Genomic DNA, 11,594 nt, shown 5'->3' on the forward strand with positions numbered 1-11,594 from the left:
CCGGCATTTCGACTTTCGAGCGGGAGACCGGCAGTGCTTCATCAAATCATCGACCGCAGGCTGGCCGGCAAGAACAAGAGTATCGCCAATCGCGAACGCTTTCTGCGTCGCGTCAAGAACTACATTCGTCGTGCCGTGTCCGACGCGGTGCGCGACCGTAGCATCAAGGACATCCAGAACACGCAGAGCATCACGATCCCTCGCAAGGACATCGCGGAGCCGAATTTCCGGCACGGGCCGGGCGGGCGTCGCGAGTACGTGCACCCCGGCAACGAGGACTACGTGCGCGGCGACAAGATCCCGCGTCCGCAGGGTGGCGCGGGCGGCGGCGGCAGTCAGGCGAGCAACGAGGGCGAAGGGCAGGACGACTTCGTGTTCGAGCTGTCGCGCGACGAGTTCATGCAGTACTTCTTCGACGATCTCGAACTGCCGCGCCTCGTGAAGACGCACCTGCTCACGGTGCCGAGCTGGAAGAACGTGCGCGCGGGCTGGTCGGCGGAAGGCACGCCGAACAACATCGACGTCGTGCGTTCGCTGCGCAGCGCGCTCGGCCGGCGCATCGCGCTCGGCTCGCCGCTCGTCAACGAGCTGCGCGAACTCGAGGCGCAGCTCGAATTGATGAAGAGCGATCCGGAAGACCGCCGCGCGGAAATCGCGACGCTCGAGGCCGAGATCCATCACCTGAAGGGGCGCATCTGGCGGATTCCGTTCATCGATCCGTTCGACCTGCGCTACATCAACCGCGTGAAGCAGCCGCAGCCGTCGAGCCAGGCCGTGATGTTCTGCCTGATGGACGTGTCGGGCTCGATGGACGAGCAGCGCAAGGATCTCTCGAAGCGCTTCTTCATCCTGCTTTACCTGTTCCTCAAGCGCAACTACGAGCGCATTGAGGTCGTGTTCATCCGCCACCATACGCGCGCCGAGGAAGTCGACGAAGATACCTTCTTCCATTCGACCGAGAGCGGCGGCACGGTCGTGTCGAGCGCGCTCGAGCTGATGCGCAAGGTGATGAACGAACGCTACTCGCCGACCGAGTGGAACATCTACGGCGCGCAGGCGTCCGACGGCGACAACTGGACCGACGATTCGCCCAAGTGTCGCAAAATCCTGGAAGAGGATATCCTCACGAAGACGCGTTACTTCGCGTATATCCAGGTCGCGCCGGAAGAGCAGAACCTGTGGCTGGAATACGCGCAGCTGGCCCTGTCGCAGCCGCATCTTGCGATGAAAAAAGCGGAATCGGCTGCCGACATCTACCCGGTGTTTCGCGAATTGTTCGAAAAGCAGGTGGAAATGTCATGACGACGCGCCATCTGCACAACGAGTCGCGCGGCTACGAGCCGCGCCCCTCCGGCGACGACACGGCCGGCCCTGCCGCGGCGCAGCAACGCGCGCAGGCCGAACCGCCGCCGCCGGCCGCCGACTTGCCCGGTGTCGGGCAAAAGGAAGCGCGTATGAACGTTGCCGAACGCAAGCCGTTGCCGTGCCCGTCCGACTGGACGTTCGAACTGCTCGAGGAATACGACACGCACATCTCGCAGGTCGCGGAACAGTACGAGCTCGACATCTACCCGATCCAGCTCGAACTGATCAGCGCCGAACAGATGATGGACGCGTATGCGTCGGTCGGGATGCCCGTCAACTACCGTCACTGGTCGTTCGGCAAGCATTTCCTCTCGACCGAGAAGAGCTACCGCCGCGGCCAGATGGGCCTCGCGTACGAAATCGTCATCAATTCGAACCCTTGCATCGCGTATCTGATGGAAGAGAACACGATGACGATGCAGGCGCTCGTCATCGCGCACGCGGCGTACGGGCACAATTCGTTCTTCAAGGGCAACTACCTGTTCCGGCTGTGGACCGACGCGCACGCGATCATCGACTATCTCGTGTACGCGAAGAACTACGTGGCGGAATGCGAGGAGCGCTACGGCCTCGATCGCGTCGAGGAACTGCTCGATTCGTGCCATGCGCTGATGAACTACGGCGTCGACCGCTACAAGCGGCCGCAGAAGCCGTCGCTGTCGAAGGAAGCGGCGCTGCGGCGCGAGCGCGAGGCGTACCTGCAGTCGCAGGTGAATGAACTGTGGCGCACGCTGCCCGGCAAGAAACCCGAGCTGATGGAGGAGCAGGAAGGTCGTTATCCGCCCGAGCCGCAGGAGAACCTGCTGTATTTCGCGGAGAAGAACGCGCCGCTGCTCGAACCGTGGGAGCGGGAAGTGATCCGCATCGTGCGCAAGATCGGCCAGTATTTCTACCCGCAGCGGCAGACGCAGGTGATGAACGAAGGCTGGGCGACGTTCTGGCACTACACGCTGCTGAACACGCTGTATAACCAGGGCAAGCTGGAAGACGGCTTCATGATGGAGTTCCTGCATTCGCACAGCAACGTGGTCTACCAGCCGCCCGTCACGAAGCCGTACTACAGCGGGATCAACCCGTATGCGCTCGGCTTTTCGATGATGAGCGACATCCGGCGGATCTGCGAGGCGCCGACGGAAGAGGACTACAAGTGGTTTCCGGAGATCGCGGGCACCCCGTGGCTGCCGGCGATGCACTACGCGATGCGCAACTTCAAGGACGAGAGCTTCATCGCGCAGTACCTGTCGCCGAACCTGATCCGCGAGATGCGGCTGTTCTCGGTGCTCGACGACGACATGCGCGATTCGCTCGAGGTGTCGGCGATCCACGACGATTCCGGTTACCAGTACGTGCGGCAGGCGTTGTCGCGGCAGTACGACATCCATCACCGCGAGCCGAACATCCAGGTGTGGGCGGTGAACACGCGCGGCGACCGCAGCCTCACGCTGCGCCACTTCATGACCGACAACCGCCACCTGTCGAACGACAGCGACGAGGTGCTCAAGCACATGGCGCGGCTCTGGCAGTTCGACGTGTACCTTGAAAGCGTCGACGAGGCCGGCACCGTGCGCAAGCGCTACGAGTGCCGCTATGTGCCGCCGGAGGTGCGCGTGTGAGCGGTGCTTTCGGCTAGTTTGCATCGGACGCCAGCCTGCGGGCTGGCGTTTTCATATGACGAACGCGCGACGGGAGAATATTTTTCTACATCCGGACGAACCCGGAAAGCCTGTTACTTTACATTTCGCTAAAATCCCGTAGCGCCGTGCGCCGGAACCGGTGCCACGTGTGACCGTACGCGGCGGCCCCGAGCCGTCTCGCCCAGAAAGTACTAAAAGGAACAGACCAACCCATGGACGTCCAGACCGACCAAGCTGCGCTGTCTGCGCATGACACCCGGCGGCGCGTGTTCGCCATCGTCGGCGCCTCATCGGGCAACCTCGTCGAGTGGTTCGACTTCTACATCTACTCGTTCTGCGCGCTGTACTTCGCGCCGGCGTTCTTCCCGAGCGGCAACACCACGACGCAGCTGCTGAACACGGCCGGCGTGTTCGCGGCCGGCTTCCTGATGCGTCCGATCGGCGGCTGGCTGTTCGGCCGCATCGCCGACCGTCACGGCCGTCGCGCTGCGATGATGATCTCGGTGCTGATGATGTGCGGCGGTTCGCTGGTGATCGCGGTGCTGCCGACCTATGCGCAGATCGGCGCGCTCGCGCCGGCGCTGCTGCTGGTCGCGCGCCTGTTCCAGGGCCTGTCGGTGGGTGGCGAATACGGCACGAGCGCGACCTACATGAGCGAGGTCGCGCTGAAGGGCCGGCGTGGCTTCTTCGCGTCGTTCCAGTACGTGACGCTGATCGGCGGCCAGCTGTGCGCGCTGCTCGTGCTCGTGATCCTGCAGCAGACGTTGTCGGCCGACGAACTGAAGGCGTGGGGCTGGCGCATTCCGTTCGTCGTCGGCGCGGCGGCCGCGCTGATCTCGCTGTACCTGCGGAAATCGCTCGACGAAACGTCGACGAGCGCGTCGCGCGACAAGAAGGACGCCGGCACGATCCGCGGCGTGTGGCAGCACAAGGGCGCGTTTTTCACGGTGGTCGGTTTCACGGCCGGCGGCTCGCTGATCTTCTACACGTTCACCACGTACATGCAGAAGTACCTCGTGAACACGGCCGGCATGCATGCGAAGACGGCCAGCAACGTGATGACCGTCGCGCTGCTCGTCTACATGCTGATGCAGCCGGTGTTCGGCGCGCTGTCCGACAGGATCGGCCGCCGCACGTCGATGATCCTGTTCGGCTCGTTCGCGGTGATCGGCACGGTGCCGCTGATGCATGCGCTGAAAGACGTGACGAGCCCCGTGGCCGCGTTCGTGCTGATCACGGTCGCGCTGGCGATCGTCAGCTTCTACACGTCGATCAGCGGCCTCATCAAGGCCGAGATGTTCCCGCCCGAAGTGCGCGCGATGGGTGTCGGCCTGTCGTACGCGGTCGCGAACGCGATCTTCGGCGGCTCGGCCGAGTACGTCGCGCTGTGGTTCAAGTCGGTCGGCAGCGAGGAAACCTTCTACTGGTATGTGACGGTGCTGTGCGCGATCTCGCTGATCGTGTCGTGGCGGATGCGCGATCCGAGCAAGGAAGGGTATCTGCGCCACGAACCGTGATCGATTGGGCCGCGCGCGCATTCGCATCGTGACGAACGTCCCGCCAGCCGGCGGGACGTTTTTTTTTGCAGCGTGCGATTACGCGGACGGCAGCGGCATGGCGGCGGATGCCGGATCGGGCGCGCCCGACTGCCGGCCTTGCTCGACCAGCCATTCGAACATCCGCTCGACGATCGGCGAACGCGACGGGCCGTCGATGCGCGACAGCCACCACGTGGTGCCGGGCAGGCGCGGGTAGTCGGCGAGCACGGTCAGCGCGCGCTGGTCGATGCCGGCCTGCACGACGAGGCGCGGCAGGCACGCGAGGCCGCGGCCGCGCAGCACGGCGTCCAGCACGAGCCGCTGATCGTCGTAGATCGCGTGCATCCGGAAATCCGACAACTGCTCGCGAAACACCGTCGCCAGACGCTCGTCGGTCAGGCTCGCTTCGAGACAGATGAGCCCCGCATGCCGCGGGTGCTCGCCGCGCGGCACGCGTTCGAGCTGCTCGGCGAGCGGCGTCGCGCACACCGTCACCCATTCGTCGCGCATGAACGGGATATCCAGCAGGCCTGGCTGCAGCATCGGCCGCGTGCCGATCGTCATGTCGACGTCGATCTCGTCGACATAACGCGCGGTTTCGTCGGTCGACAGCAGCGGGCACAGGTCCGGCAGGATCTCCTGTAACTGCTCGAGGCGCGGCTGCAGCCAGCCGTGCAGCAACGGCGCCGGACACACCAGCACGACCAGGCCCGGGTTCAGGTAGGTCGCGATGCGGTCGAGCCCGCCGCGCAACGTGTCCATCGCACGCTGCACGCTGCGCTGCAGGACCTCGCCAGCGATGGTCAGTTCGACACCGCGGCCGCGCCGGCGGAACAGCGGCTGCCCGAGCTGTGCTTCGAGCTGCTGGATCTGATGGCTGATCGCCGATTGCGACAGGTGCAGCTCGTCGGCCGCGCGCGAGAAATTGCCCAGCCGGGCCGCGGCTTCGAAGCCGGTCAGCAGTTTCAGGGACGGAACGCGTTGCATCGAGGTATGAGGTAGATTGATTAATTCGGTCAAAAAATATCAATATTCATCAAGTTTAACCTGTCGCACAATCGGCCATCAATCACAACGGAGGCTGATCGATGGGTCGCTTTGATGCTCGCCAGCGCGGTTACCGGATGCCCGCCGAATGGGAATCCATGGATGCCACGTGGCTCGGATGGCCGGTTCTCGAAGGGCGCGAGGACCTGTGGGGCGTTCATTACGCGCAGGTGTGCCGCGAATTCGCGCTGGTCGCGCGGACCATCGCCCGCTATCAGCGCTGCGTGGTGGCCGTCCACCACCGTCAGGCCGACGCCGCGCGCGAGCTGGTGGGCGCGAGTGTCGACGTGTTGCCGGTCGCGGCCGAGGACAACTGGCTGCGCGATTGCGGGCCGATCTTCCTCGTCAGCGAGCAGCGCAGGCTGGGGGCGGCCGTGTTCCGCTTCAACTGCTGGGGCGAGAAGTACCAGCCGTACGACGGCTGCCAGCAGGCCGGGCAGGACATCGCGCGCGCGGCCGGCGCCGAGATCTTCAATTCGCACATGGTGCTGGAGGGCGGCTCGTTCTACGTCGACGGGCAGGGCACGCTGGTCACCACCGAGAGCTGCCTGCTGCATCCCAACCGCAATCCGCACCTGAGTCGCGCGGAGATCGAAGCGGAGCTCCGGCGCATGCTGGGCGTCGAGAAGATCGTCTGGCTGCCGGGCAATCCCGACGAAGTGGAGACGAACGGGCACGTGGACGGCATCGCGTCGTTCATCGCGCCCGGCCGGATGCTGTGCCAGGCCGCACTGCCGGAGCAGGGCGACTATTTCCGCGTGATGCGCGAAAACCGCCGCGCGCTGGAACTCGCGACCGATGCGGCCGGGCGCCGTTTCGAGCTGATCGACCTGCCGTCGCCGATCGTCAACGAACGCTTCGGCTCCGAGCGCTACTGCGACTGCTATGCGAACTACATTCTGGTGAACGGCGCGGTGATCGTGACCGCGTTCGGCGTCGAGCAGGATCAGGCCGCGCGCGAGGTCTTCAGTCGCGCGTTCCCGGAGCGTAACGTGGTGATGTTGCCGATTCCGACGCTGTCGATCGGCGGCGGCAGCATCCACTGTTCGACGCAGCAGCAGCCGTCCGTCGCGCGCTGAGCGACGTCCCACTCGCGGTTTCCGGTCCCACCGAGGAGCAATCGCAATGCCGTCCAAACACATCACCGTCGCCGCCGTCCAGATGGCGTCGGGCAGCTGGAATCTCGAAGACAACATGGCCACCGCGGAACGCCTGATCCGCGAGGCCGCCGCGCAGGGCGCGAATCTCGTGCTGTGCCCGGAGCTGTTCGCGATGCCGTACTTCTGCCTCGATCAGAACGTGCGTCATCTCGAACTTGCGCAGCCGTTCGAAGGCAACGCGCAGATCGCCCGTTTCGCGGCACTGGCCGGCGAACTCGGCATCGTGCTGCCGATCGGCTTTTTCGAGCGTGCGGGCAATGCGGCGTACAACTCGATCGCCGTGGCGGATGCCGACGGACGCGTGCTGGGCGTCTACCGCAAGACGCATATCCCGGACGGGCCGGGTTATACGGAGAAGTTCTATTTCACGCCCGGCGACACCGGATTCAAGGTGTGGGACACGCGCTTCGGCCGGATCGGCATCGGTATCTGCTGGGACCAGTGGTACCCGGAGACGGCGCGCTGCCTCGCGGTGATGGGCGCCGAGATCCTGTGCTTTCCGACCATCATCGGCTCGGAGCCGTTCAGCAGCGAGTTCGATTCGGCCGGCCACTGGCAGCGCACGATGCAGGGCCACGCGGCGGCCAACATGGTGCCGGTGGTGGCGGCCAACCGGATCGGCCGCGAAGTGGGTTTCGGCAACGGCAATCCGCAGCAGCAGGGGCTCACGGGCGTGTTCTACGGGTCGAGCTTCATCGCGGATCATACGGGCGAGAAGCGGGCCGAGGCGAACCGTACCGACGAAGCCGTGCTCGTGCATACGTTCGACCTCGACGCGATTCGCGCCGACCGGCAATCGTGGGGTTTCTTCCGCGATCGCCGCCCGGAGATGTATCGCACCTTGCTCACCAGCGACGGCATGTCGTCCTGTTATCGATGAGGAGTGGCCGATGAAACGGAAAGGATGGCTGCGCTTCGCGGTACCGGGCCTCGCGCTGTGCGTGCTGGCCGGAACGGCCCGGGCCGACGAAGAGAAGGTACTGAACCTGTACAACTGGAGCAATTACTTCGCGCCGGATACCGTGTCCGCGTTCGAGAAGGAAACCGGCATCAAGGTTCGCTACGACGCATACGACAGCGACGAGACGCTGCAATCGAAACTGCTGACCGGCAACAGCGGCTACGACCTCGTATGGCCGACCAACGACTTCATGGCCAAGCAGATCCAGGCCGGCGTGTTTCGCAAGCTCGACAAGAGCCGGCTGCCGAACCTGAAGTATCTCGATCCGTCGCTGCTGAAGCAGATGGCGCAATCCGATCCGGGCAACCAGTACGGCGTGCCGTACATGTGGGGCACCGTGGGCGTCGGCTACGACCGCGCCAAAGTGCGCGCGATCCTCGGCAAGGACATGCCGGCTGACAGCCTCGACCTGCTGTTCAACCCGGCGCTCGCGGCGCGTGTCGCCGCGCAGTGCGGGCTGGGCCTGCAGGATTCCGCGAGCACGGTGTTGCCGCTGGCGCTGCGCTACATCGGCCGCGATCCGATGCACCCGTCCGCGCAGGATTATGCGGCCGCGCAGGCGATGCTGATGAAGGTCCGGCCGTTCATCCGCGAGTTCGTCGGGTCGTCCGATGCGAACGAGCTGATCGACGGCGAGCTGTGCGTGACGGTCGGCTTCTCCGGTGCGATCAACCTGGCCGCGCAGAAGGCGAAGGCGCGCGATCCGAAGCGCGATATCGTGTACGACATCCCGCGCATCGGCAGCCTGATGTGGTTCGACGCGATGGTCATTCCGGCATCCGCGAAACATCCGGACAACGCGCATGCGTTCATCAACTACATCCTGCGGCCGGACGTGATCGCGAAGATCTCGAATTCGACGCGCTACGCGAATGCGAACCAGGGTGCGCTGAAGCTGATGGACCCGGCGCTGGTGCGCGATCCGGGCATCTATCCGGACGAGTCGACGCGGCGCACATTGTTTACGCCGATCGCCGAATCGCCGGCCACGATGCGTCTTGAAGGCCGAACCTGGCTTGGTTTCAAGACGGCGCGACCGTGACGGCACACCATGAAACAATTGAAGCAACTGGCAAGCGAAAGAGGAATGCCATGACAACGAGACGTCAACTGTTGAAACGCGGCCTGTCCGTATCGGGCGCGGCGCTGGCCGCCAGCACGCTGGGCGGCTTGCTCGGCCGCGCCGCGCATGCGCAGCAGGGCGCGGCCTGGCACATGCCGGACGAGGGCGCGCCGCACACGGCGACCTGGATGGCGTTCGGCCCGAGCGAGGACATCTGGGGCGCGCGGCTCTTGCCCGTGGTGCGCGAGAACCTCGCTGCGGTCGCGAAGGCGATCGCCGCGCACGAGCCGCTCAAGATGCTGGTGCGGGAACAGGACTATGCGATTGCTTCGCGCCTGTGCGGCTCGTCGGTCGAGCTCGTCCAGCATCCGGTCGACGATCTGTGGATGCGCGACACGGGGCCCGTGTTCGTGAAGAACGGGTCGGGCCAGCTCGGCGGCGTGAGCTTCAATTTCAACGGCTGGGGCAACAAGCAGGAACACGACCAGGACGCGGAAGTCGCGCCGTTCGTGGCCGAACGCGCGGGTGCGCGGCTGGTCGATACGCGGCTGGTGCTGGAAGGCGGCGGCATCGAGGTGGACGGCGAGGGGACGGCGATCATCACGCGCAGCTGCGTGCTGAATCCGAACCGCAATCCGGGCGTCAGCCAGGCCCAGTGCGAGGCGGAACTGAGCCGGTTGCTGGGGCTGAAGAAGATCATCTGGTTGCCCGGCATCGCGGGCAAGGACATCACCGACGGGCATACCGACTTCTACGCGCGTTTCACGAGCCCGGGTGTCGTGGTGGCCGGGCTCGACACGGACCCGTCCTCGTACGACCACGCGGTGACGCGACAGCATCTGGAGATCCTGCGGAAATCCACCGACGCGAAGGGCCGCCCGCTGAAGGTCGTCGTGCTGCCGGGCCCGAAGACCGTCCGGCACACCTACGAGAACGCGGAGTTCGCGGCCGGCTACATCAACTTCTACGTGTGCAACCGCGCGGTGATCGCGCCGCAGTTCGGCGACAGCCGGGCCGACCGCAATACGCGCGACACGCTCGTCGACCTGTTTCCCGGCCGGGACGTCATTCAGCTGAATATCGACGGCATCGCGGCGGGCGGCGGCGGCATCCACTGCACGACGCAACAGCAGCCGGCCTGAGCGCGGCCGCGGGCCGGTCTGCGTGACCGGTTCGCACGGCTGCCGACATTCGCCGGTCGATCCGGACTACTGATAAAAAATATGAAATCCGTCTCTATAGACGGAAGTCGGCGTGCGCATGCGCGCCGGCTGCGCAATGGAGTGAACACATGACGAAAAAAGGGACCCGCGCAAGCGTGGACAAACACGTGCGGCACATGCCGGATACCGGCCGGCGCGGCTTCATCCGCTGTTCGGCCGCGTGGCTCGGCATGCCGCTGCTGGGCAGCCTGGCCGCGTGCGGTGGCGGCGATGGAGCGTCCGATGCGGCGTCCGCGCCGCGCGTGACGCCACCGACGCCGTCGGCTCGGCAGGCCGTGTACCGGCTGCCGGCCGAAGATGCGCCGCACGCGTCGACCTACATGGCTTTCGCGTCCGGCACGGAAGGCATCTGGATGCCCGTCACGCCGCAAAGCACGGATGCCGGCATCGACCGGGTTCGGGCCGACCTGATGGACGTCGCGAAAGCGATCGGCGCAACCGAGCCGGTCAACATGCTGGTGCTGCCGGCCGATCTCGACGCGGCCCGCGCGCTGCTCGCGACTGCAAGCGTCGCGAATCCCGACCTGCATGCGCGTTATGCGGCGCGTCCGGCGGGCGCGGGCGGGATCAACCTCGTGCCGCTCGCCGACGGCTTCAACGATTTCTGGGTGCGCGACACGGGCTGCGTGTTCGTCAGGGACACCGCGAACGGCAATGCGCTGAACGCGGTCGGCTTCAATTTCAACGGCTGGGGCAACGCAAACACCGACGGCGTCGGCGCGACGATCCCGCCGGCGGTAGCCGCCGCGAGCAACCGGTCGAAGGCGGGCAAGTTCTTCCAGCCGTTCGGCCGCGACAGCACGGTGGCGGGCTGGATGGCACAGACGAAAGGCGCGAACCTGATCCGCAGCACGTTGACGCTCGAAGGCGGCGCGATCGAATTCGACGGTGATGCGACGGCGATCCTTACCGAATCGGCCGTGCTGCACGTGAACCGGAATCCGCAGTTGTTCGACATCCCCAACGGTGTCATCGCCAACGCGACACTGCTGCCGACGGCCAGGGATACCGTACTTGCGGAGCTGCAGCGCACGCTCGGCGTGCGCAAGATCATCTGGCTGCCGGGCACGGCAACCTATCCGCGCGGTGCCGGCGTGGGCGGTGCGGGCGGTGCGACGACGCCGGCCGGCGAGAGCGACATAACGAACGGCCATGTCGATTTCTATGCGCGGTTTCTCGCGCCGGGTGTGGTCGCGTGCTGCTACGACGCGTCGAATTCAACCGGCGAACGTGCATTGACGGATGCGAACCGGCAACGCCTCGCCGGCCAGACCGATGCGAACGGTCGGCCGCTGCAGATCGTCGAACTCGTGCCGCCGGTCAACTTCGGCACGTCGGCCGGCACGAGCCTGAGCGAAAGACAGATGTCGCATTTCGCGGCCGGCTACATCAATTTCTACACGTGCAACGGCGCGATCGTGATGCCGAAGTTCAACGACGCGGCGGCCGACTCGGCCGCGGTCGCCGCCCTCCGCCCGTATGCAGGGAAGCGCGCGATCGTGCAGGTCGACATCCTCGGCATCGCGTCCGGGGGCGGCGGCATCCACTGCTCGACCCGGGAAGTGCCGGCATGAGCGTGTCGTGTCATATCGATATGGAAATC

Annotated in this window: 9 protein-coding genes; 8 read left to right on the forward strand and 1 reads right to left on the reverse strand. The window is 65.4% G+C overall.

Translation table 11 applies throughout. The annotated features are described in order from the left end of the window. Positions 1 to 33 precede the first annotated feature (33 nt). The 3 genes from H3H55_RS08625 to H3H55_RS08635 all read left to right on the forward strand — a co-directional run bounded on the left by H3H55_RS08625 (position 34) and on the right by H3H55_RS08635 (position 4,516). Positions 34 to 1,302, forward strand: coding sequence for a YeaH/YhbH family protein (locus H3H55_RS08625; RefSeq protein WP_129514501.1), 1,269 nt, complete (start codon positions 34 to 36; stop codon positions 1,300 to 1,302). After that, positions 1,299 to 2,978 (forward strand): SpoVR family protein, encoded by a 1,680-nt coding sequence (locus tag H3H55_RS08630; protein WP_129514502.1) that lies wholly within the window; start codon positions 1,299 to 1,301, stop codon positions 2,976 to 2,978. The genes H3H55_RS08625 and H3H55_RS08630 overlap by 4 nt, the downstream gene beginning before the upstream one ends. A 233-nt stretch (positions 2,979 to 3,211) precedes the next feature. After that, complete coding sequence (locus H3H55_RS08635) at positions 3,212 to 4,516, forward strand: MFS family transporter (RefSeq protein ID WP_129514503.1); 1,305 nt, start codon at positions 3,212 to 3,214, stop codon at positions 4,514 to 4,516. A gap of 78 nt (positions 4,517 to 4,594) precedes the next feature. On the opposite strand, the gene H3H55_RS08640 is transcribed toward H3H55_RS08635, so the two are convergent. After that, positions 4,595 to 5,524, reverse strand: a complete 930-nt coding sequence (locus H3H55_RS08640) for a LysR family transcriptional regulator (RefSeq protein WP_193098305.1) — start codon at positions 5,522 to 5,524, stop codon at positions 4,595 to 4,597. Between the two features lie 101 nt (positions 5,525 to 5,625). On the opposite strand from H3H55_RS08640, the gene H3H55_RS08645 reads away from it, so the two are divergent. The 5 genes from H3H55_RS08645 (at position 5,626) to H3H55_RS08665 (ending at position 11,565) form a co-directional block, all read left to right on the forward strand. Next, positions 5,626 to 6,663, forward strand: a complete 1,038-nt coding sequence (locus tag H3H55_RS08645; protein WP_193098306.1) for an agmatine/peptidylarginine deiminase — start codon at positions 5,626 to 5,628, stop codon at positions 6,661 to 6,663. 46 nt (positions 6,664 to 6,709) lie between these two features. Further along, positions 6,710 to 7,624, forward strand: a complete 915-nt coding sequence (gene aguB, locus H3H55_RS08650) for an N-carbamoylputrescine amidase (RefSeq protein WP_193098307.1) — start codon at positions 6,710 to 6,712, stop codon at positions 7,622 to 7,624. Between the two features lie 10 nt (positions 7,625 to 7,634). Next, positions 7,635 to 8,747: a polyamine ABC transporter substrate-binding protein gene (locus H3H55_RS08655; RefSeq protein WP_193098308.1), complete on the forward strand. Its 1,113-nt coding sequence runs from the start codon at positions 7,635 to 7,637 to the stop codon at positions 8,745 to 8,747. A gap of 50 nt (positions 8,748 to 8,797) precedes the next feature. After that, complete coding sequence (locus H3H55_RS08660) at positions 8,798 to 9,910, forward strand: agmatine/peptidylarginine deiminase (RefSeq protein WP_129514508.1); 1,113 nt, start codon at positions 8,798 to 8,800, stop codon at positions 9,908 to 9,910. Between the two features lie 149 nt (positions 9,911 to 10,059). After that, complete coding sequence (locus tag H3H55_RS08665) at positions 10,060 to 11,565, forward strand: agmatine/peptidylarginine deiminase (RefSeq protein WP_193098309.1); 1,506 nt, start codon at positions 10,060 to 10,062, stop codon at positions 11,563 to 11,565. The last annotated feature ends 29 nt before the right edge of the window (positions 11,566 to 11,594 follow it).

It is taken from the genome of Burkholderia sp. Z1, from assembly GCF_014893795.1.
Lineage (GTDB): Bacteria > Pseudomonadota > Gammaproteobacteria > Burkholderiales > Burkholderiaceae > Burkholderia > Burkholderia theae.